Source organism: Thermocatellispora tengchongensis (assembly GCF_014202315.1).
In the GTDB taxonomy this organism is placed as follows: Bacteria; Actinomycetota; Actinomycetes; order Streptosporangiales; family Streptosporangiaceae; genus Thermocatellispora; species Thermocatellispora tengchongensis.
On the sequence record NZ_JACHGN010000003.1, the window covers coordinates 327132 to 349062 of the forward strand.

A 21931-nucleotide genomic window follows, 5' to 3' on the forward strand; every position below is an offset into this window, starting at 1 on the left:
CGCTCCGCTCCTCCTGATCCCACGCCGTCACAGGACGTTGAGGGCGCCGCTGCGGAAGGGGGCGACGGTGACCTCGGCGGCGGGGAAGCCGGCCTGGCGGACGGCCTCGGTCAGGCCGGGGAGGGCGGCCACGGGGGCGGTGCGGTCGGGGTCCACCTCGACGCGGACGCTGTCGCCGAGGTCGCGGACGCGCAGGTCGGTGACCGGGAGCGCCGACTCGGCCAGGAGGGTGCGCACGACGCGCTCGGCGGCCTCGATGCGGTGCAGGCGCACGGAGGTGACCTCGACGCCGTACGCGATCCGGCTGGCCAGGCAGGGGGCGGCGGGCTTGTCCCAGGTGGACAGGCCCCACTCGCGGCTCACCCGGCGGACCTGCGCCTTGGTGAAGCCCTCCTCACGCAACGGGGCGAGGACGCCGCGCTCGTCGGCGGCGCGGATGCCGGGGCGGAAGGGGTCGCGGGCGTCGTCGGCGTTGGTGCCGGTGGCCACGTGGGCGAAGCCGTGCTCGGCGGCGATGCGGCCGATGACGTCCAGCACCTCCGACTTGCAGAAGTAGCAGCGGCTGCGGCCGTTGGCGCGGTAGCCGGGGCTGGCCAGCTCGTTGGTGCGGGGCAGCAGGTGGCGCACGCCCTGGCCGGCGGCGAAGCGGGCCGCGGCGCTGAGTTCGGCCACGGCCAGGCTCTCGGAGACGGCGGTGACGGCGAGGACCCGGGCGGGGCCGAGCGCGCGTACGGCGGCGGCCAGCACGAAGGCGGAGTCGGCGCCGCCGGAGAAGGCGACCGCGAGCGAGCCGAGGGCGGACAGGCGGCCGAGGAGGGAGTCGATGTCGCCGGTGAGGTCGCCGGTGAGGTCGCCGTTGAGGTCGCCGGTGAAGTCGCCGGTGATGGTGTCCTGGGTGGGGGTCGTCATGGCGGGCTCCCGTCTTGGTGCGGTTGCGGGGATGCCAGGCGGCGGGCGCGCTCGGCCGCCTCACGGAGGGGGATGCCGAGGGCGGTGGCCGCCGCCACGAGGTCGTCGTGCTCTGGCTTGGCCGCGTACGGGCCGTGTTTGACGCGTACGCGGTGGCCGTCCAGGTCCACTTCGGTGGTGTGGCGGGGCAGGGCGGTGCGGCGGACGGTGGTGCGGCGGACGCCGAGCGCGCCGGTCTCGGCGAGCACCAGGTCCCGTACGGCGGTCTCGGCCTCGGGGCGGCACAGGACGTGCAGGACGGCGGCCGGGCGGCCCTTCTTCATGGTGGCGGGCGTGACCCAGGCGTCCAGCGCCCCCTGGGCCAGGGCGCGGGCGATGACGTGGCCGAGCAGCTCGCCGGTGACGTCGTCGAGGTTGGTCTCCAGGAGGTGGAGGGTTTCGGCCGCGGGGCCGTCCGGCTCGCGGCCGAGGGTGACGGCCACGACGTTGGGGCGGTCGGGCAGGACCCGGGTGCCCGTGCCGTACCCGGTGGCGGTCAGGGTCATCTCCGGCGGCGGATCGTAGCGGGCCTCCAGGGCGAGCAGCAGGGCGGCGCCGGTGGGGGTCACGGTCTCGCCGGCGAGGTCGCTGCCCGCGACCGTGGCCCCGGCGCGGGCGAGCAGGGCGGCGGTGGCGGGGGCGGGCACGGGGAGCAGGCCGTGCCGCGTGCGTACGGAGCCGGTGCCGAGGGGAAGCGGGGCGCAGTGGACCGCGGTCGCGCCCAGGGCGTGCAGCGCGGCGGCGACGCCCACGATGTCCACCACGGCGTCGTGGCCGCCCAGCTCGTGCAGGTGCACCCGGGCCGGGTCCTCGCCGTGCAGGCGTCCCTCGGTCTCGGCGATGGCGCGCAGCGCGGCGGTGGCGACGGCGGCGACCGGGGCGGGCTCGGCGCGTGCGGCCAGGGCGATGACCTCGGCGGCCGAGCGCGCCGTGGCGGTGTCGCTGACCCGTACGACGGCGCGGGTGGCGGCCAGCCCGTGCGTGACGACGGGTTCGGCGGTCAGCTCCCAGCCGGTGAGCCCGGTGGCGGCGACCGAGGCCCGGACGGCGTCCAGGGGCGCGCCCGCGCCGATGAGCGCGCCGAGCAGCATGTCGCCCGCGAGCCCGGTGAAGGGGGTGATCCAGCAGATCACGGTGTCTTCCGGGCGACCTGGGCCAGCCGGTGCGCGGCCATGGCGGCGGAGAAGCCGGAGTCGATGTTGACCACGGTGATCCCGGCGGCGCAGGAGGTGAGCATGGCCAGCAGGGCGGTGACGCCCTCCAGGGCCGCGCCGTACCCGGTGGAGGTGGGCACGGCGATCACCGGCGCGGCGACGAGGCCGCCGACGGCGCTGGCGAGCGCGCCCTCCATGCCCGCCACGACGATCACGGCGTCGGCGGCGCGCAGCCGCTCGGCCTCGGCGAGCAGCCGGTGCAGCCCGGCCACGCCGATGTCGGGCACGGACGTGACGGTCATGCCGAGGACGCGGGCCACCGCCTCGGCCTCGGCGGCCACGGGGCCGTCGGAGGTGCCGGCGGTCGCGACGGCGACGTGGAAGCCGGTCGGGGGCGCGGGCCGCCAGGCGAGCAGCCGCCCGTCGGCGTGGTAGGCGCCCTCGGGCACCTGGGCGAGCACGGCGGGGGCGTCCTGCGGCGCGACCCGGGTGACCAGGACCGGCCCGGCCGAGCGGTCCAGGAGGGCGGCGGCGATGCCGACGATCTGCTCGCGGGTCTTGCCGGGCCCGTAGACGATCTCGGGGACGCCCTGCCTGGCCTCGCGGTCCAGGTCGAGCCGGGCGTACCCGAGGTCCAGCACTCCGTCGCCGTTCATGCGCGCGCGGCCAGGTAGGGGATGGTCTGGGGGCCCTCGGGCAGCACGCAGACGCGGGCGCCGGGGCCGGCGGCGGCCAGGGCCTCGGCGACGGTGGCGGAGACGTCGGCGGTCTGCTCCAGGTGCGCGGCGGCGAGGTCGTCGTCGCCGAGGTATCCCGTGTGCATGATCACCCGGGCGCCGTCCTGGACGCGGGCCTGGATCTGCACCTGCCACTGGTCGGGCACGGTGTGCGGGCGGGCCGCGATCTCCTCCAGCAGCGCGCGCGGCGACGGCGCGGAGGCCAGCACCTCGCGGTAGGAGCCGTGGTCGGGGAAGCCGTCGCGGCACTCGGCCGCGCACACGATGACCCCGCCCGGTTTCACCACCTGGTACGCCGCGGACATCCCCTTGACGGCCTGGTACAGGTTCTGGTCCAGGGGGTAGCCGGAGTTGGTGGTGACGACCACGTCGAAGGGGGCGTCCACCTCGCGCATCGCCACGGCCCGCGCGGCGGAGGTGGCGGCGGCGTGCATGGCGAGGATGTCGCCGCCGAAGGCGGCCACGATGTCCTTGTCGCGGTTGAGGATGACGTCCAGGGCGAAGGTGACGCCGGTGCCGGCCGCGATGGCGCGCACGTCGTCGTGGACGGGGTTGCCCTCGATGACGCCCCAGGTGGCCGAGGGGTGGCCGATGCGGGCGGCGTCGTGCAGGGTGAGCACGGTCTCCAGCGCGGCCAGGCCGGGCGCGACCAGTTTGGGGCCGCCGGAGAACCCGGCGAAGAAGTGCGGCTCGACGAACCCGGTGGTGATGCGCACGTCGGCCCGCACCCACTCGGTGTTCAGCCACACCGGCACGTCCGCGCCGTAGGTGCCCAGGTAGGTCAGCGTGGACCGGTCGCGGGCGTCGTGGTTGACGATGCGCACCGACTCGACCACCCGGTCGCCGAACATGGCGCGCAGCTCGGCCTCGGTGTTGCCCCGGTGGGTACCGGTGGCGACCAGGATCGTCACGTCGGACGGGTCGATGACGCCGTCCAGCTCCTCCAGGATCGCCGGGATCATCAGGTGGCGCGGCTGGGGCCGGGTGCCGTCGCAGGCGGAGATGGCCACGGTCTGGCCCTTGCGCACCCGCTCGCGCAGCGGCGGGCCGGCGACCGGGTCGCGCAGCGCGGCCCGCAGGGCGGCCATCTGGTCGGGGGCCGCGTCGTGGTGCACCGGCGCGACCACGGTGGCCGCGTCGTCGGGCACCTCGATGTCCAGCCCGTCCTCGCCGTACGCCAGGCGCACCTTCACCGTTCCGCCTCCTCGTCGAGTTCCGCCCACAGCTCCGCCGGGATGGGGGTCGCGGCGAGCGCGATGTCGTCGGCGACCTCCTGCGGGGTGCGGGCCCCGACCACGACGCCGGTGACGGCCGGGTGCCGCAGTGGGAAGTTCAGCGCGGCGGCGGCCAGCGGCACGCCGTACGCGGCGCAGCGCTCCGCCATCCACCGGGCGCGGCGCAGGATCGGCTCGGGGGCGGGCGCGTAGTCGTAGTGGGCGCCCTCGCCGGGGTCGGCGAGCACGCCGCTGTTGAACACCCCGGCGACGAGCACGGCGACCCCGCGCTGCGCGCACAGCGGCAGCAGGTCGCGGGCCGCGCCGCGGTCGAGCAGGCTGTAGCGCCCGGCGACCATCACGCAGTCCACGTCGGTCTCGGCGACGAAGCGGCACAGCATGGCGGTCTGGTTCATGCCCGCGCCGATCGCCTTGACCGCGCCTTCCTCGCGCAGCTTGGCCAGCGCGGGGAACGCCTCGCCGGCGGCCTGCTCCCAGTGGTCGTCGGGGTCGTGGATGAGCAGGATGTCGAAGGAGTCGAGCCCGGTGCGCTCCAGGCTCTCGGCCACCGAGCGGTAGACGCCCTCGAAGCTGTAGTCGCGGCGGCGTACGAGGGGGGCGGCGCCGTCGAAGCCCTCGGCACCGGGCTCGCCCCGCCCCGGCACCAGGAGCCGGCCCACCTTGGTGGACACCACGACCTCGCGCCGCTCGGCCGGGGGCAGCCCGGTGAGGTACGCCCCCAGGCGGCGCTCGGCGAGCCCGGCGCCGTAGTGGGGCGCGGTGTCGAAGTAGGAGATGCCGGCCGCGCGGGCGGCGTCGAGCGTGGCGGCGGCGGTGTCCTCCTCGACGGCGGTGAACAGGCCGCCAAGGGGGGCCGTGCCCAGCCCGATCCGGGAGACCGTCACGCCGGTCCGCCCCAGCGGCACCCGCTCGATCCCGTTCATCCTTCCTCCCCGTCCACGTGGCCCAGCACCGAGCGCAGCCAGGTCTCGGTGGTGGAGACGTGGATCAGGGCGGCGGCCTGGGCCAGGGTGGCGTCACGGGCGAGCAGGGCCTCGTAGATGGCCTCGTGCTCGGCCACGGTCTTGTGTGAGGCGTTGGCCTCCACCGTGCCGCGCCACACGCGCATCCGCAGGGTCCGGCTGGAGATGCCGTCGAGCAGCGTGGACAGCGTCTCGTTGCCGGTCGCGGAGACCACCGCGCGGTGGAAGGCGGCGTCGAACCGGTTGAGCTTCTCTATGTCGTCGCTGGCCGCGCGCATCGCCTCAAGGTGCTCGCCCACCTCGGCGAGCTGTTCGTCGGTGATGCGGGTGGCGGCCAGGCCGGTGGCGACCGGCTCGAACAGCCGCCGCACCTCGACGATCTCCAGGAGCGTGTCGTCCTGGAGCAGTTCCACGGCCAGGCCCAGCCCTTCCAGCAGCAGCCGGGGCTCCAGGCTGGTGACGTACGTGCCGTCGCCGCGGCGCACGTCGAGCACCCTGGCCACGACCAGGGCCTTGACCGCCTCGCGCAGCGGGTTTCTGGACACGCCGAGCTGGGCGGCGAGCTGCGGCTCCGGCGGGAGCCGTGATCCGGGGGGCAGCTCACCGGACTGGATGAGCCTGCGGATGCGAAGGATCGCCTCGTCGGTCAGGGACACGATCCGCAACATAACAGACATCCCATGTTCTCGGGAGAGGTGCCAGACGTTCGTTCTGGCGGATCATGAAGACATGGGCTGTCTACGCCCGTACAGGCCCGACGAGATGCGGTAAGGCGGTGTCTCTTGGGTGGTTTGCGGGTTTTTTCGTGGGAGGTCTAGACAGCGGACCTCTAACCGGCATACAAAGACATCCCATGTTCACGTCGTGAAGGTTGCTTCACTTACCGGAAACATCCAACTGACGATCCCAAGGGGGTTCCAGGCCGTGCGCAACGACCACGCCGGAAGAGGCCGGTGGACGTGACCGACCTGATCATCGACGTCGAAGCCCACGACATCCGCTTCCCGACCTCGCGTCACCTCGACGGGTCCGACGCCATGAACCCCGAGCCCGACTACTCCGCCGCGTACGTGATCGTGCGCACCAGCGGCGGCCAGGAGGGGCACGGGCTGGCGTTCACCGTGGGGCGCGGCAACGAGATCGAGGTCGCCGCGATCCGGTCGCTGGCGCCCATGGTGACCGGCCTGCCGGTGGATGACGTGCTGGGCGACCTCGGGGGCGTCTCCCGCCGGCTCATCGGCGACAGCCAGATCCGCTGGCTCGGCCCGGAGAAGGGCGTCATCCACATGGCGGCCGGGGCCGTGCTGAACGCGCTGTGGGACCTGCGGGCCCGCCGCGCCGGCAAGCCGCTGTGGCTGCTGCTGGCCGAGCTGTCGCCCGAGGAGCTGGCCGACGTCGTCGACTTCCGCTACATCGAGGACGCGCTCACCCGCGAGGAGGCCGTCGCCCTGCTCAAGCGGGCCGAGCCGGGCCGCGCCGAGCGGATCGCCCACCTGAAGGCGCACGGCTACCCCGCCTACACCACCACCCCGGGCTGGCTCGGCTACACCGACGACAAGCTGGTGCGCCTGGCCAAGGAGGCCGTCGCCGACGGCTTCACCCAGATCAAGCTGAAGGTCGGCGCCGACCTCGGCGACGACGTGCGCCGCATGCGGCTGGCCCGCGAGGCCGTCGGCCCCGACGTGCGCATCGCCGTGGACGCCAACCAGGCGTGGAGCGTCGGCCAGGCCGTCTCCTGGATGGAGCCGCTGGCCGAGTTCGAGCCGTACTGGATCGAGGAGCCCACCTCGCCCGACGACGTGCTCGGCCACGCCGCCATCCGCGAGCGGGTCGCGCCGATCAAGGTGGCCACCGGCGAGCACACCCACAACCGGGTGATGTTCAAGCAGTTCCTCCAGGCGGGCGGGCTGGACATCCTCCAGCTCGACGCCACCCGCGTCGCCGGTGTGAACGAGAACATCGCCATCCTGCTGCTCGCCGCCAAGTTCGGGGTGCCGGTCTGCCCGCACGCCGGCGGCGTCGGGCTGTGCGAGATGGTGCAGCACCTCGCGATGTTCGACTACGTGGCCGTCTCCGGGTCCATGGAGGACCGGGTGATCGAGTACGTGGACCACCTGCACGAGCACTTCACCGACCCGGTGCGGATCAGGAACGGCCGCTACCTGGCCCCCGAGCTGCCCGGCGCCGGCGCCGAGATCCACCCCGCCTCGCGCGCCGCGTTCGCCTACCCCGACGGCCCCGAATGGGCGACCCCCGTGGCGGAGGCCGTGTGATGAGCGAGTTCTCCGGGCTGCGCGCCCTGGTGACCGGCGGCGCCTCCGGCATCGGCCTGGCCGCCGCCACCCTGCTCGCCGAACGCGGCGCGCGGGTGGCCTGCCTCGACCTGGACCCGGCCGTGCCCGAGCCGCTGCTCGGCCTGAAGGCCGACGTCACCGACGACGCGTCCGTACGAGCGGCGGTCGCCGAGGCCGCCGAGCGCCTGGGCGGCCTGGACATCCTGGTCAACAACGCCGGGATCGGCGCCCAGGGCGGCGTCGAGGACAACCCCGACGAGGAGTGGCGGCGGGTGTTCGACGTCAACGTCTTCGGCCTGGTCCGGGTCACCCGGGCCGCGCTGCCGCACCTGCGCGCCTCGCGGGCCGCGGCCATCGTCAACACCTGCTCCATCGCCGCGACCGCCGGGCTGCCCCAGCGGGCGCTGTACTCCTCCACCAAGGGCGCCGTACTGGCCCTGACCCGCGCCATGGCCGCCGACCTGATCGGCGACGGCGTCCGCGTCAACTGCGTCAACCCGGGCACCGCCGACACCCCGTGGGTGGGCCGGCTGCTCGACGACGCCGCCGACCCCGCCGCCGAGCGGGCCGCCCTGGAGGCCAGGCAGCCCATGGGCCGCCTGGTGTCGGCCGAGGAGGTCGCCGCGGCCATCGCCTACCTGGCGAGCCCTCTCGCCGGCGCGACCACCGGCACCGACCTCGCCGTGGACGGCGGCATGCACGGCCTGCGCCTGCGCAGGTGACACCCCCCTCCGAAAGGGAACCCCCATGAGGAAATTCGCAACAGGAGCGGTACTCGCCCTGGCCGCGAGCCTTCTCGCCGCCTGCGGCAGCGGCGGTGACACGGCCACCACGGGCGGCGGCGACGCCGCCGCCAAGCCGGTGCTGGGCGTGGACTACCCCCGCTCCGACACCGACTTCTGGAACTCCTACATCCAGTACGTCCCCAAGTTCGGCGCCGAGATCGGCGCCGAGCTGAAGACCACCAACTCCCAGAACGACATCGCCAAGCTCACCGCCAACGTGCAGACGCTGACCAGCCAGGGCGTCAAGGGCATGATCCTCGCGCCGCAGGACACCGCGGCCGTCGCGCCCACCCTGGCCCAGCTCAACGCCAAGAAGATCCCGGTCGTCATGGTGGACACCCGCCCCGAGCAGGGCGACGCCTACATGGTGGTGCGCGCCGACAACCGGGCGTACGGCGAGAAGGCGTGCCGCTTCCTGGGCGAGAAGCTCGGCAAGAAGGGCAAGGTCGTCATGCTCCAGGGCGACCTGGCCTCGATCAACGGCCGCGACCGCACCGAGGCGTTCAACGAGTGCATGAAGGCCAACTACCCGGACATCACGGTGTTCGGCGAGGCCACCAACTGGGACGGCGCCCTCGCCTCGCAGAAGCTGCAGACGCGGCTGACCGCCAACCCCGACATCAAGGGCATCTACATGCAGTCCAGCTTCGCGCTGTCGGGCACGCTCCAGGTGCTCAAGCAGCGCGGCCTGCTGGTGCCGCCGAGCGACCCCAAGCACGTGTTCGTCATCTCCAACGACGGCATCCCACAGGAGCTGAAGGAGATCGAGGCCGGCAACATCGACGCCACCGTGTCGCAGCCGGCCGACCAGTACGCCAAGTACGCCCTGGAGTACGCCAAGGCCGCCATCGAGGGCAAGACGTTCCAGCCCGGCGCCACCGACCACGACAGCACCATCATCCAGGTACGCCCCGGCCTGCTGGAGGACCAGCTCTCCGCGCCCCTGGTCACCGCCGACGGCGCGACCTTCGGCGGCGTCCCCAGCGTGAAGTACGACGACAAGTCGCTGTGGGGCAACAACCTCAACTGAGCCCGACCTCAGGACCCACTCACTAGGAGGCGAGGCGGTATGGCGGCCCACGGGGACGCGCCCGCCGCCGCCACCGGCGCGGGACCGGCCCGGAGCGGCCGGCCCGTGGCCGAGGCGGCGCACATCACCAAACGGTACGGCGAGACGGTCGCGCTCGACGACGCCGGGATCACCATCATGCCGGGCGAGACCCACGCGCTGGTCGGCCGCAACGGCGCGGGCAAGTCGACCCTGGTGTCGATCCTCACCGGGCTCCAGGCGCCCGACCGCGGGGAGGTGCGCTTCGGCGGCGAGCCGGCGCCGCGCCTGGCCGACCGGGACGCCTGGCGGGCCAGGGTCGCCTGCGTCTACCAGAAATCCACGATCATCCCCGAGCTGACCGTCGCGGAGAACCTGTACCTGCACCGGCACGACCTGAACCGGGCCCGGCTGATCAACTGGGGCCGGCTGCGCCGCAAGGCCGCCGAGCTGCTGGAGACCTGGTCGGTGGACGTGGACGTGCGCAGCCCCGCCGCCGACCTCAGCGTGGAGCAGCGGCAGTTCGTGGAGATCGCCCGCGCGCTGTCGTTCGGCGCCAGGTTCATCATCCTGGACGAGCCGACCGCGCAGCTCGACGGCGCGGCCATCAACCGGCTGTTCGACCGCATCCGGTCCCTCCAGGAGCAGGGCGTCACGTTCCTGTTCATCAGCCACCACCTCCAGGAGATCTACGAGATCTGCGACACGGTGACGGTGTTCCGCGACGCCCGGCACATCCTCACCCGGCCGGTGGCCGAGCTGCCCCGCGCCGACCTGGTGGCCGCGATGGCGGGCGAGGCCACCGGGCTGCAGGAGCCCTCCGGCCGCAAGCCGCCCGCGGCCGAGGCCCCGGTGGTGCTCGACGTACGCGGCCTGACCAGCGGCGACACCTACCGCGACGTCGCCTTCCAGGTCAGGTCCGGGGAGATCGTGGGCCTGGCCGGGGCGGGCGGAAGCGGCAAGACCGAGGTCGCCGAGACCGTCGTCGGGCTGCGCGCCGCCGACGCCGGCACCGTCGAGGTGGCCGGCCGCCGCCCCAAGCCGGGCAGCGTCCCGGCCGCGCTGGCGGCCGGGGCCGGGTTCGTCCCGCGCGACCGGCACCACCAGGGGTTCGTCCCGATGATGTCGATCGCCGACAACGCGACCATGACCATCCAGGACCGCCTCGGCAGCGCCGGGTTCATCAGCAACCGCCGCCGGGACGAGCTGGCGGAGGAGATGATCGGCAACCTGGCGATCAAGACGCCGGGCCCCGAACTGCCGGTGATGGGCCTGTCCGGCGGCAACCAGCAGAAGGTGGTCATGGCCCGCGCGCTGGCCAACGACCCCAAGCTGCTGGTGCTGATCACCCCGACCGCCGGGGTGGACGTGAAGTCCAAGGAGTTCCTGCTCGGCAAGGTCGAGGAGGTCGCCGAGCAGGGCACCGGCGTGGTGATCGCCTCCGACGAGCTGGACGACCTGCGCCTGTGCGACCGGCTGCTGGTGATGTTCCAGGGCCGCATCGTCGCGGAGATCCCCGCCGGCTGGCACGACCACGAGGTGGTGGCCGCCATGGAAGGAGTCAACCTCAATGCCTGAGACCAAGACGGCCCTCGCCGCGGCCGCCGCACCACCCGCGGGGCAGGCCCGGCGCGGCGGCCGGATCAGGCTCGCCCGGCTGCGCGACCTGGCCCTGATCCCGGCCATCGTGGTCATCGCGATCGTCGGCCAGATCGTCAATCCGATCTTCCTGCAGGGCGACAACCTGATCAACATCCTGCAGACCATGTCGGAGATCTCGCTGCTCGTGCTCGCGCAGACGGTCATCCTGGTCACCGGCAAGATGGACCTGTCGCTGGAGTCCACCTTCGGCCTGGCCCCCGGCGTGGCCGCCTGGCTGACCGTCGCCGTCGGCTCCGGCGCCGGGCTCGGCCTGCTCGACGGCGTGTGGTCGGTGCCGATCACGCTGGCCGTCGGCGCGGTGATCGGCGCGCTGAACGCGCTGTTCATCGTGCGCTTCGGCCTCAACGGGTTCATCGTCACCCTGGGCATGCTGATCGTGCTGCGCGGCCTGCTCACCGGCATCTCCGGCGGCCAGACCTTCTTCAACCTCCCGGAGTCGATGCTCTACCTCGGCACGGCCCTGTGGTTCGGCGTGCCCGTCTCCATCTGGATCAGCCTGATCCTGTTCGCGGGCGGGATCGTGCTGCTGGGCTACACCCGCTTCGGCCGCGCGCTGTACGCCATCGGCGGCAACGTGGACGCCGCCAAGGCCGCGGGCATCCGCACCGACCGGGTGCTGTGGATCGCCCTGGTCTCGGCCAGCGTGATCGCCGCGCTCGGCGGCCTGATGCTCTCCGGGCGGCTGGCCTCGGTGGCCGCCGCGCAGGGCGACGGCGCCATCTTCACCGTCTTCGCCGCCGCCGTCATCGGCGGGGTCAGCCTGAACGGCGGCAAGGGCACGATGTTCGGCGCGTTCACCGGCATCCTGCTCCTCTACATGATCCAGAACGTGCTCACCCTGGCCGGCGTGCCCGCCCAGTGGATCCAGGCACTCAACGGCGCGATCATCCTGGTCGCCCTGGTCCTGTCCCGCCTGACCGGCGGCAAGGCCCAGGAGTAGCCGCGCGGGACGTCCCGCCCCCTCACTCCCACAGCACCCCTGCAAGCCCGAGCGATGGGAACTTCATGACCGACTATTCCCGCAGAAGCGTGCTCGCGACCGGCCTCGGCGCGGCGGCCGGCTCCCTGCTTGTCGCCGGCGCCGACCGCGCGCACGCCTCTGCCGCGACCTCCTCCCGCGTCGGCGAGCCCGGCGCCAACCCGCTGACCCTGTGGTATCCCCGCCCGGCCGCGCAGTGGCTGGAGGCTCTGCCGGTCGGCTGCGGGCGGATGGGCGCGATGGTGTTCGGCGGCGTGGCCACCGAGCGCCTTCAGCTCAACGAGGACAGCCTCTGGGCGGGCGGCCCGCACAACTACGACAATCCCGAGGCGCTGGCGGCGCTGCCCGAGATCAGGCGGCTGGTCTGGGAGGAGAAGTGGAAGGCCGCGCAGAACCTGGCCGACCAGAAGTTCATGGGCAAGCCCACCGAGCAGGCGCCCTACCAGGTGCTCGGCGACCTGGCGCTGACCTTCCCCGGGGCGGGGGAGTTCACCGAGTACCGGCGCGAGCTGGACCTGACCCGGGCCGTCACCACGGTCACGTACCTGATAGGCGGGGTGCGGTACACCCGCGAGGTGTTCGCCAGCAAGCCCGACCAGGTGCTCGTGGTGCGGCTGACCGCCGACAAGCCCGGCTCGATCGGGTTCGAGGCGGCGTTCACCAGCCCGCAGAGCTCCTCGTCCGCGGTCGTGGACGCGCGCACGATCGCGCTGGACGGCATCAGCGGCGAGACCCAGGGCCGCCCCGGCGAGGTGAGGTTCCGGGCGCTGGCGCGGGCCGAGGCCGAGGGCGGCGCGGTGCGCACCGACGCGGGCAAGCTGATCGTCGAGGGCGCGGACGCGGTCACGCTGCTCATCTCCATGGCCACCAGCTACCGCAGCTACAAGGACGTGAGCGGCGACGCCGCCGAGGAGGCGATGCGGCACCTCACCCGCGCCACCTCCCGCCCGTACCAGGTGCTGCTGCGCGAGCACGAGCGCGACTACAAGGAGCTGTTCGGCCGGGTCTCCCTCGACCTGGGCACCACCGACATCGCCAAGCTGCCCACCGACGAGCGCATCGCCCGCCGTCAGCTCGACGCCGACCCGCAGCTCGCCGCGCTGTACTTCCAGTACGGCCGCTACCTGCTCATCTCCAGCTCCCGGCTGCCCGGCCACGCGGCCAACCTCCAGGGCATCTGGAACGACTCGCTCACCCCCGCGTGGGAGTCGAAGTACACCATCAACATCAACTGCGAGATGAACTACTGGCCGGCGGCCAAGACCAACCTCATCGAGACCTTCGAGCCGCTGTTCGACCTGATCGAGGACCTGGCCGAGTCGGGCGCGCGGACCGCCAAGACCCACTACGGCGCGAGCGGCTGGGTGGCCCACCACAACACCGACGGCTGGCGCGGCACCGCCCCGGTGGACTTCGCCTTCTACGGCGTGTGGCCCACCGGCGGCGCCTGGCTGTGCCTGACCCTGTGGGAGCACTACCTCTACACCGGCGACGAGGACGCGCTGCGCAAGCACTTCCCGCTGATCGAGGGCTCGGTGCGGTTCTTCCTGGACACCCTCCAGGTGGACCCGAAGACCGGCTACCTGGTCACCAACCCTTCGCACTCGCCCGAGGTCGGCCACCACGAGGACGGCGACGAGAACGTCAGCATCTGCGCGGGCCCGACCATGGACATGCAGATCCTGCGCGACCTGTTCAGCGCGTTCGAGCAGGCATCGGCCGTGCTGCACCGCGACGAGGAGCTGCGGGAGAAGGCCAGGGCGGCCAGGGAACGGCTCGCGCCCACCCAGATCGGCCACCTCGGCCAGATCCAGGAGTGGCTGGAGGACTACCGCGGCGACGCCGCGCTGTCGCGCAGCCGGCACATCTCGCACCTTTGGGGCCTGTTCCCCAGCGACCAGATCGACCCCCGGCTCACCCCCGAGCTGGCCGCGGCGGCCCGCCGCACCCTGCAGCTCCGCGGCGAGGCTGGCGCGGGCTGGTCCCTCGCCTGGAAGATCAACTTCTGGGCGCGGCTGCTGGACGCGGCGGAGGCGTACAAGCGGCTGAGCAACCTGCTCATCCCGGCGCGCACCGCGCCCAACATGTTCGACCTGCACCCGCCGTTCCAGATCGACGGCAACTTCGGCGGCACCTCCGGCATCACCGAGATGCTGCTGCAGAGCCACGGCGACCAGATCCACCTGCTCGCGGCGCTGCCCGCGCAGTGGCCCGACGGCGCCTTCAGCGGGCTGCTGGCCCGCGGCGGCTTCGAGGTGGACCTCGAATGGCGCGGCGGCGACGTGCACCGCGGCGAGATCCGCTCCCGGCTGGGCCGCAAGGTCACGCTGCGCACCCCCGCGCCGGTCACCGTGACCTCCGGCGGGCGCCCGGTGCCGGTGGAGCGGCCGGAGCCCAACGTGGTCGTCTTCGACACCCGGCCCTCGGGGGCCTACGAGGTGCGGCCGGGCGCCTGACGCCTAGCCGGGCGGCCGGGCCGGCGTGGCCCGGCCGCCCTCACGGCTTGCGGCCCACCCCCGCGTACACGAACATCTTCTCCCGGTCCACCTCGCGCGCCACCGTGGGCCGCCACTCGGGCGCGGTGACCAGCCCCGGTTCGACCGGCTCGAACCCGTCGAAGAACGCCAGCACGCCCGCGCGGTCCCTGGCCACCCACGGGGCGCCGGCGCGGGCCGACAGCGCCACCAGCCGGCCCACCTCCACCGGGCTGAACTCGCTGGTGACGTGGCTGACCACGATGTGGCTGCCCGGGGCCAGCGGCGCGGCCAGCCGCTCGACCAGCTCCAGCGGGCGCTCCTCCTCCGGGATGAAGTGCAGGATCGCGACCAGCAGCAGCGCCACCGGCTCGCGGAAGTCGATCAGGCGCTCGACCTCCGGGTGGGCCAGGATCTCCTCCGGCGCCCGCAGGTCGCCCCGGACGAAGGCCGCGTTGCGCCCGTCGGCCAGCAGCGCCTCGCCGTGCGCCGCCACCACCGGGTCGTGGTCCACGTAGACCACCCGGGCGTCGGGCAGGGTCTCCCGCGCCACCTCGTGCACGTTCTGCTGCGTGGGCAGGCCCGAGCCGATGTCCAGGAACTGCCGCACCCCCGACTCGGCCAGGAACCGCACCGCCCGCCCCAGGAACCACCGGTTCTGCCGGGCCATCGCCCGCATCTCGGGCGCCGCCGCGAACACCTTCTCCGCGGCCTCGCGATCGACCGCGTAGTTGTTCTTGCCGCCGAGCGCGTAGTCGTAGACGCGCGCCGGGTTCGGCACCGTGACATCGACGCCGTCGGGGGCCGAGTGCTCGTGGATCACCACACGCTCCGGGAGGTGCCTGCCGCGCTGGATCAGTGGACCGTTCGCGCGCAGAATACACCGCACGCCCCGCCGGCGATCATCGGTGACGGGGCGTGCGGGCGCGGTCAGCGCAGCGTGCGGAAGAACGCCCGTACGTCGCCCACCAGCAGGTCCGGCTCCTCCATGGCCGCGAAGTGGCCGCCCCGGTCGAACTCCGACCAGTGCGTGATCCGGTTCATCCGCTCGGCGAAGGCCCGGACCGGCCCGGCGATCTCGCGGGGGAAGACCGCGACCCCGGTCGGCACCGTGCACCGCTCCGGCGCCGTCCACGCGCGGGCGAACTCGTAGTACAGGTCGGCGGAGGTGCCGCCGGTGTTGGTCAGCCAGTAGAGGGTGACGTTGGCCAGCATCCGATCGCGGTCCACGGCGTCCTCGGGCAGCTCGCGGGAGTCGGTCCACTCCTTGAACTTCTCCACGATCCACGCGAGCTGCCCCACCGGGGAGTCGGCCAGCGCGTACGACAGCGTCTGCGGGCGGGTGGACTGGACCCGCATGTAGCCGCTCAGCTCGCTCTGGAAGCGCTTCAGCTCGCCCAGGCGGGCCCTCTCGGCGTCGGTGAGGGCGTCCACCTCGCCGGGGTCGCCGGACGGGAAGGTGAGCAGGAAGTTCAGGTGCACCCCGGCCACCTTGTCCGGGGCGAGCACGGCCAGCTCGCGGGAGATGACGGACCCCCAGTCGCCGCCCTGCGCGCCGTACCGGTGATGGCCCAGCCGGTCCATCAGCTCGGCCCACGCCGCGGCGATCCGGCGCACGTCCCACCCGGTGTCGCAGGTCGGCCCGGACAGGCCGTAGCCGGGGATCGACGGGATCACCAGGTGGAAGGCGTCGGCCGGGTCGCCGCCGTGCGCGCGGGGATCGGTGAGCGGGCCGATCACGTCCAGGAACTCGAACACCGAGCCCGGCCAGCCGTGGGTGAGGATCAGCGGCAGCGCGTCCGGCTCGGGGGAGCGGACGTGCAGGAAGTGCACGTTCTGCCCGTCGATCGTGGTCGTGAACTGCGGGTGGCGGTTCAGCTCCGCCTCCTGCGCCCGCCAGTCGAACCCGTCGCGCCAGTACGCGGCCAGATCCTTCAGATAGGAGACGGGGACGCCCTTGCTCCACGCCCGCCCGGGAAGCTCGGCGGGCCACCGGGTGCGGCCGATCCGATCGCGCAGGTCGTCGAGGTCGTCCTGCGGGAAGCGGAGGGTGAACGGCCGGATCTCAGCGCTCTTGGTGTCCATGACGGCCACGCTACGCGAATGTGATCGACATCACACCGGCCGCCTGTCCCCCGGAGCGGGCTTCGCTCGTCCTGTGACCGAGTGACCGGCGGCGGCACGGGCCGCGACGCCGGACAGGACGAAGGAGACCGCACATGAGGTACGCACTGCTGATCAACCTGTTGCCCGAGTCCTACGCCGGCCTCGGCGAGGAGGAGATCGCGGCCGTCAACGCCGAGTACATCGCGCTGCGCGCGGACGAGCGGGTCATCGGGGGCGAGCAGCTCCAACCGGCCGAAACCGCCACCACCGTGCGCTCCGCCGGCGGCGAGCTGCTGGTGACCGACGGGCCGTTCGCCGACACCAAGGAGGTGTTCGGCGGGTTCTTCATCGTCGAGGCGGCCGATCTCGACGCCGCCCTGGAGGTCGCGGCCCGCGTCCCGGCCGTGCGCATGGGCGGGTCGGTGGAGGTGCGCCCGCTGGTGGAGTTCTAGCCCGTGCTGGAGGAGGTCTTCCGCGAGCAGTGGGCGCGCGTGTTCGCCTCCCTGGTCGGCTACACCGGTGACGTGGACGTCGCCGAGGAGGCCGCCCAGGAGGCGTTCGCCGTCGCGGCCGAGCGCTGGTCGCGCGAGGGGCCCCCGGACGACCCGGGGGCCTGGCTCGTGGTGACCGGACGCAACCGGGCGATCGACCGGCTCCGGCGCGAACGTGCGCACGCCCAGAAGATCCGGCTGCTGGACCGCCCGGAGCCCGTGGAGGTGACCATGGACGGCACGACGATCCCCGACGAGCGGCTTGAGCTGTTCTTCATGTGCTGCCACCCGGCGCTGGCGGCCGAGGCCCAGGTCGCGCTCACGCTGCGGGCCCTGGGCGGGCTGTCCACCGCGGAGATCGCGCGGGCGTTCCTGGTGGGCGAGGAGACGATGAAGCGGCGGCTGTCGCGGGCGCGCGCCAAGATCCGGGCGGCGGTGATCCCGTTCGCGGTCCCCCGCCGGGAGGCGCTGCCCGCGCGCCTGGGGGCGGTGCTCGCGGTGCTGTACCTGATCTTCAATCAGGGGTACGGCGACGCGCGGGCCGGCCTCGCGGCCGAGGCGATCCGGCTGTGCCGGGTGCTCCTCGGCCTCATGCCCGCCGAGCCCGAGGTCGCCGCGCTGCTGGCGCTGATGCTGCTGCACGACTCGCGCCGGGCCGCCCGCGTCCGCGACGGCGAGATCGTCCCGCTGGCGGAGCAGGACCGCGGCCTGTGGGACACCGCCCAGATCCGGGAGGGCCTGGGGCTGCTCGACCGCGCCCTCGCGCGGGGCGGCGGCGGCGCCTACACGGTGCAGGCGGCCATCGCCGCCCACCAGGCCGAGGAGCGGATCGACTGGCCCGCCGTCGCCGCCCTGTACGACCGGCTCGGGGAGCTCACCGGCTCTCCGGTCGTCGCGCTCAACCGGGCCGTGGCCGTCGCCGAGACCGAGGGGCCGCAGGCGGCGCTGGCGCTCGTCGATGCCCTCGACCTGGACGGATACCGCTACTTCCACTCCACCCGGGCGGAGCTGCTGCGCCGCCTGGGCGACGTGGAGGGGGCGCGGGCAGCGTACGACAGGGCGCTCGGCCTGACCGTGACCGAGGCCGAGCGCCGCTTCCTCGCCCGCCGCCTCCGCGAGCTGCGCACCGGCCCGCAAGCGCCGGGATGAGCGGCGGGAAACCGACCGTGAACCCGGCCTCGCGTGGCGTAACCGGCATTTAGTTCGGAGGACATCGAACGGTATCGGCCCCCGCCTCGAATTGGGGTGTGGCCGGGTGGTCACGGCTCCGGATTTGCGCCGGTCGGGCGGGCGCGGAGAGGGCGGGAGCATGGGGGTCGGGTTCGTCGGCGGCGAGCACCACGCGGTCGTCGTGGTGGGCGGCGGGCAGGCCGGGCTCGCGGTGAGCCACTGCCTGACGCGGCGCGGGATCGGGCACCTGGTGATCGAGCGGGACCGCGTCGGGCACGAGTGGCGCACGCGGCGCTGGGACTCCTTCTGCCTGGTCACGCCGAACTGGCAGTGCCGGCTCCCCGGCTACCCGTACGCCGGCGACGACCCGCACGGCTTCATGGGCCGCGACGAGGTCGTGCGCTACCTGGAGGGGTACGCGGCCTCGTTCCGGCCGCCCCTCGCCGAGGGCGTGACCGTGGAGCGGCTGAGCCGGCGCGGCCACGGGTTCGAGGTCGCCACCGACGCCGGGACCGTCACCGCGGACCAGGTGGTGGTGGCCACGGGGCCGTACCAGGTGCCGGTGGTGCCGCGGATGGCCGAGCGGTTCCCGCGCCGGATCAGGCAGCTCCACTCCTCGGAGTACCGGGGGCCCGGCGGGCTGCCCGAGGGCGAGGTGCTCGTCGTCGGCACCGGGCAGTCGGGGTGCCAGATCGCCGAGGACCTGCATCTCGCGGGGCGGCGGGTGCACCTGAGCGTGGGCACCGCGCCGCGCTGCGCCCGCTTCTACCGCGGTCGGGACGTGGTGGCCTGGCTGGACCTGATGGGCTACTACGACCGGCCGATCGACGACTTCGACGACCACGACGCCGTACGCGCCCGCGCCAACCACTACGTCACCGGGCGCGACGGCGGCCGGGACATCGACCTGCGGGCCTGCGCCCGCGAGGGCATGCGCCTGTACGGGCGGCTCACCGGGGTCGCCGACGGCGGGACCCCGGAGTTCGCCGGCGACCTGCGGCGCAACCTGGACCACGCCGACGCGGTCTCGGAGAGCATCAAGGACTCCATCGACGCCTTCATCGAGTCCGCCGGCATCGCCGCCCCGGGCGAGCCCCGGTACGTGCCCGTCTGGGAGCCGGACGGCGACCCGCCCCCGCCGGACATGGAACGGGTCTCGGCGATCGTGTGGGCGACCGGGTTCACCCGCGACTACCGCTGGATCAGGGTGCCGGTGTTCGACGGCACGGGATACCCGGCGCACGAGCGCGGCGTCACCCGGGTGCCCGGCCTGTACTTCATCGGGCTGCCCTGGCAGCACACCTGGGGCTCCGGACGCCTGTCCGGGGTGGGACGGGACGCCGAGCACCTGGCCCGGCACATCGCCGCGGCGGCCGTGCCCGCGCGGCCGGTGCCCGCCCACGCGCCGTACTTCGTCCACCCCGAGCTGCTGGGGAGCTGAGCATGGGCCGGACGACGGGCCGGACGAACGGCATGGTGCTGGACGCGCACCGCCACCTCGGCGTGCTCCCGGCCTACCCGTTCTACGGCGGGCCGCCGGTCTCGCCGGACGTCGGCGCGCGGGCCACCGTCGCCGAGCTGATCGCCGACATGGACGCCGAGGGCACCGAGCGGGCGCTGGTGCTGCCCAACTACGGGGTGCCCGACCCCGCCGTCGCCTTCTCCTTCAACGAGCTGTGCGTCGAGGCCGCCGCCCGCGACGACCGGATCAGGTGCGGGCTGTGGGTCTCGCCCCGGCCCGAGGACGAGGAGCGTACGAGCGCCGCCCTGGCGCTGGCCGGCGAGAGCGGCGTGCGGGCGCTGAAGCTCAGCTTCCTGCTCGGCGGCCGGGCGGGCGACCCGGCCTGCCGCCCCCACCTGGACCGGATCTTCGCCGCCGCCCGCGCGCACGGGCTGGTCGTGCACGTGCACACCTCGCCCGGCGCCGCCTCCGACATCGACGAGGTGGGCCGCCTCGTCGAGTGGTACGCCGATGACGTGGCGGTGCACCTGGTGCACTTCGGCGGCGGCGCCAGCGGCCACATCAAGCTCGCGGGATCGCGCTTCTTCGACTGGATCGCGGCCGGCAAGCGGGTCTACACCGACGTGTCCTGGGCGATCGGCTTCGCGCCCCGCTGGCTGGCCCGGGAGATCGACCGGCGCGGCCTCGGCCACGACCGCGTGCTGTTCGCCAGCGACGAGCCCTGGGGCGACCACGCCGGCGAGCGCGCCAGGCTCGCGGGCGCGGCCGGGGACGGCGAGCTGGCCCGGCTCTTGTTCCACGACAACTTCGCCGAGCTGTACGGCTGAACACCAAGGAGATCACATGGCCGAACTGACCGACACCGAGAAGCAGAGCCTCACCGAGATCCCGCACCCGTCGCTGCCCGAGGGCAGCACCATCTACGGCGGAACCAAGGTCTTCCCCGACTACCAGGCCGAGAACGGCGAGTGCTACTTCACCCTGGTGCACGGCATCGCGCACGAGTCGTCCGTCAGCTTCGTGGCGATCCTGCAGGCCACCCGGGCGCTGCGCAAGGGCTTTGAGTCGGCGATCTACTTCTACGGCCCCGGCTCGCTGAACTGCCTGGCCACCCGGGGCTTCCCCACCACCGGCAACTCGGCCTTCCCCGGAGAGCACAACATCAACAACTCGCTGGCCACCTTCATCGCCGAGGGCGGCAAGGTCTACTGCTGCCGCTTCGGCCTGTCGCTGCACGGCGCCCGCGAGGAGGACCTGATCGAGGGCGTGATCCCGACGCATCCGCTGGACGTCCAGGACGCGCTGATCCACTACGCCCGCAAGGGCGCGATCATCAACTCGACCTACATGTTCTAGGAGGCGCGCCGTGCATGTGGGCACGCGGGTGGACGTGGCCATCCGGGGCGTCCGGGTGGAGGCGCCGGTGCGGCGCGCCGGGGGAGCGGGCCCCAGCGACGACGGCCACCTCATCCTGGACGGCATGGGCGCCGCCGTCCCCCTCGACCCCCGCAGCCCGTACTCCGTGCGCGACGGCCGCCTGTGGCTGGGCGAGACGGACACCGGGCTGCCGGTCACCCCGGTGCGCCGCCCCCGCTTCTACGACCTGACGACGGCGGACGGCGTCCCGTACGAGAAGATCGCCAAGCTGCACGGCGCGGGCGTGCTCGCCACCACGGTGGTGCAGACGTGCGTCAGGTACGCCGAGAGCGACCGGTGCCGGTTCTGCGCGGTCGAGGAGTCCCTGTACGCCGGCGCCACCGTCGCCGCCAAGACCCCGGCGCAGCTCGCCGAGGTCGCCGAGGCGGCGGTGCGGCTCGACGGCGTCACCCAGATGGTGATGACCACGGGCACCACCAACGGCCCCGACCGGGGCGCGCGGGTCCTGGCCCGTTCCGTGCGCGCGGTGCTCGCCGCGGTCCCCGGGCTGCCCGTCCAGGTGCAGTGCGAGCCGCCCGAGGACCTGGCGTGGCTCGGCGAGCTGCGGGCGGCGGGCGCGGCGGCGATCGGCATCCACGTGGAGTCCCTGGACGAGGAGGTGCGGCGCCGCTGGACGCCCGGCAAGGCGGCGGTGCCCGTGGCGCGGTACGAGGAGGCGTGGGCCGAGGCCGTGCGCGTGTTCGGCCGCAACCGGGTCTCCACCTACCTGCTGGCCGGGCTGGGGGAGGACCCGGACGAGCTGGTGGACGGCGCGGCGCGGCTGATCCGGATGGGCGTCTACCCGTTCGTGGTGCCGTTCCGGCCGATGCGCGGCACCCTGGCCGTGCGCGTGGACGGCGCGCAGGCGCCGCCGCCCGAGCTGGTGCGCCGGGTCACCGAGCGCGTCGCGGCGCTGCTGCGCGCGGCGGGCATGACCGGCGCCGAGCAGGGGGCGGGGTGCGCGGCCTGCGGGGCGTGCAGCGCGCTCGCCGCGGCGGGCGGGTGAGC

20 protein-coding genes are annotated in these 21931 nt (G+C 73.6%); 12 read left to right on the plus strand and 8 right to left on the minus strand.

What is annotated here, in order from left to right; translation table 11 throughout:
• Positions 1 to 27 precede the first annotated feature (27 nt).
• From larE to HNP84_RS07875, 6 genes are read right to left on the minus strand one after another with little or no spacing between them, the layout of a single operon-like run.
• Complete coding sequence (larE, locus tag HNP84_RS07850; protein WP_185048708.1) at positions 28 to 909, minus strand: ATP-dependent sacrificial sulfur transferase LarE; 882 nt, start codon at positions 907 to 909, stop codon at positions 28 to 30.
• Positions 906 to 2081 (minus strand): nickel pincer cofactor biosynthesis protein LarC, encoded by a 1176-nt coding sequence (gene larC / locus HNP84_RS07855; RefSeq protein ID WP_185048709.1) that lies wholly within the window; start codon positions 2079 to 2081, stop codon positions 906 to 908. Before larC ends, larE begins: the two co-directional genes overlap by 4 nt.
• Positions 2078 to 2758, minus strand: coding sequence for a nickel pincer cofactor biosynthesis protein LarB (gene larB, locus HNP84_RS07860; protein WP_185048710.1), 681 nt, complete (start codon positions 2756 to 2758; stop codon positions 2078 to 2080). The genes larC and larB overlap by 4 nt, the downstream gene beginning before the upstream one ends.
• Positions 2755 to 4032, minus strand: coding sequence for a nickel-dependent lactate racemase (gene larA, locus HNP84_RS07865; RefSeq protein ID WP_185048711.1), 1278 nt, complete (start codon positions 4030 to 4032; stop codon positions 2755 to 2757). The genes larB and larA overlap by 4 nt, the downstream gene beginning before the upstream one ends.
• Entirely contained in the window at positions 4029 to 4997 is a 969-nt protein-coding gene (locus tag HNP84_RS07870; RefSeq protein WP_185048712.1) for an aldo/keto reductase, read from the minus strand. The genes larA and HNP84_RS07870 overlap by 4 nt, the downstream gene beginning before the upstream one ends.
• Positions 4994 to 5692 (minus strand): FadR/GntR family transcriptional regulator, encoded by a 699-nt coding sequence (locus HNP84_RS07875; RefSeq protein WP_185048713.1) that lies wholly within the window; start codon positions 5690 to 5692, stop codon positions 4994 to 4996. Before HNP84_RS07875 ends, HNP84_RS07870 begins: the two co-directional genes overlap by 4 nt.
• A 297-nt stretch (positions 5693 to 5989) precedes the next feature.
• Between HNP84_RS07875 and HNP84_RS07880 the strand changes: the two genes are divergently transcribed.
• From HNP84_RS07880 to HNP84_RS07905, 6 genes are all read left to right on the plus strand, one after another.
• Positions 5990 to 7309 (plus strand): L-fuconate dehydratase, encoded by a 1320-nt coding sequence (locus tag HNP84_RS07880; RefSeq protein WP_312924102.1) that lies wholly within the window; start codon positions 5990 to 5992, stop codon positions 7307 to 7309.
• Positions 7309 to 8052, plus strand: a complete 744-nt coding sequence (locus HNP84_RS07885) for an SDR family NAD(P)-dependent oxidoreductase (protein WP_185048714.1) — start codon at positions 7309 to 7311, stop codon at positions 8050 to 8052. Before HNP84_RS07880 ends, HNP84_RS07885 begins: the two co-directional genes overlap by 1 nt.
• Before the next feature lie 25 nt (positions 8053 to 8077).
• Positions 8078 to 9145 carry a sugar ABC transporter substrate-binding protein gene (locus HNP84_RS07890; protein ID WP_185048715.1) on the plus strand — a complete coding sequence of 356 codons (1068 nt, stop codon included), beginning with the start codon at positions 8078 to 8080 and terminating at the stop codon, positions 9143 to 9145.
• Positions 9146 to 9184: 39 nt separating this feature from the next.
• Positions 9185 to 10741, plus strand: a complete 1557-nt coding sequence (locus HNP84_RS07895; RefSeq protein WP_185048716.1) for a sugar ABC transporter ATP-binding protein — start codon at positions 9185 to 9187, stop codon at positions 10739 to 10741.
• The gene (locus tag HNP84_RS07900; protein ID WP_185048717.1) at positions 10734 to 11765 is read left to right on the plus strand and encodes an ABC transporter permease; all 1032 of its coding nucleotides are present in this window, start codon (positions 10734 to 10736) and stop codon (positions 11763 to 11765) included. The genes HNP84_RS07895 and HNP84_RS07900 overlap by 8 nt, the downstream gene beginning before the upstream one ends.
• A gap of 65 nt (positions 11766 to 11830) precedes the next feature.
• Entirely contained in the window at positions 11831 to 14260 is a 2430-nt protein-coding gene (locus tag HNP84_RS07905) for a glycoside hydrolase family 95 protein (RefSeq protein ID WP_185048718.1), read from the plus strand.
• Between the two features lie 40 nt (positions 14261 to 14300).
• Here HNP84_RS07905 and HNP84_RS07910 read toward each other — a convergent pair whose 3' ends face one another.
• Both HNP84_RS07910 and HNP84_RS07915 read right to left on the minus strand, forming a co-directional pair.
• A complete protein-coding gene (locus HNP84_RS07910; protein ID WP_185048719.1) occupies positions 14301 to 15101 on the minus strand; it encodes an SAM-dependent methyltransferase in 801 nt (266 codons plus the stop codon).
• Between the two features lie 107 nt (positions 15102 to 15208).
• On the minus strand, positions 15209 to 16363 hold the full coding sequence (locus HNP84_RS07915; protein WP_185048720.1) for an epoxide hydrolase family protein: 1155 nt from the start codon (positions 16361 to 16363) through the stop codon (positions 15209 to 15211).
• A gap of 134 nt (positions 16364 to 16497) precedes the next feature.
• Between HNP84_RS07915 and HNP84_RS07920 the strand changes: the two genes are divergently transcribed.
• The 6 genes from HNP84_RS07920 (at position 16498) to HNP84_RS07945 (ending at position 21929) form a co-directional block, all read left to right on the plus strand.
• Positions 16498 to 16836, plus strand: coding sequence for a YciI family protein (locus tag HNP84_RS07920; RefSeq protein WP_185048721.1), 339 nt, complete (start codon positions 16498 to 16500; stop codon positions 16834 to 16836).
• 3 nt (positions 16837 to 16839) lie between these two features.
• Positions 16840 to 18024: an RNA polymerase sigma factor gene (locus HNP84_RS07925; protein WP_185048722.1), complete on the plus strand. Its 1185-nt coding sequence runs from the start codon at positions 16840 to 16842 to the stop codon at positions 18022 to 18024.
• Positions 18025 to 18184: 160 nt separating this feature from the next.
• Positions 18185 to 19486, plus strand: coding sequence for an MSMEG_0569 family flavin-dependent oxidoreductase (locus tag HNP84_RS07930; RefSeq protein ID WP_185048723.1), 1302 nt, complete (start codon positions 18185 to 18187; stop codon positions 19484 to 19486).
• 2 nt (positions 19487 to 19488) lie between these two features.
• Positions 19489 to 20334 carry an amidohydrolase family protein gene (locus tag HNP84_RS07935; protein WP_221335975.1) on the plus strand — a complete coding sequence of 282 codons (846 nt, stop codon included), beginning with the start codon at positions 19489 to 19491 and terminating at the stop codon, positions 20332 to 20334.
• A gap of 16 nt (positions 20335 to 20350) precedes the next feature.
• Positions 20351 to 20863, plus strand: coding sequence for an MSMEG_0572/Sll0783 family nitrogen starvation response protein (locus tag HNP84_RS07940; RefSeq protein WP_185048724.1), 513 nt, complete (start codon positions 20351 to 20353; stop codon positions 20861 to 20863).
• 10 nt (positions 20864 to 20873) lie between these two features.
• The gene (locus HNP84_RS07945) at positions 20874 to 21929 is read left to right on the plus strand and encodes an MSMEG_0568 family radical SAM protein (protein WP_185048725.1); all 1056 of its coding nucleotides are present in this window, start codon (positions 20874 to 20876) and stop codon (positions 21927 to 21929) included.
• Positions 21930 to 21931 lie beyond the last annotated feature (2 nt).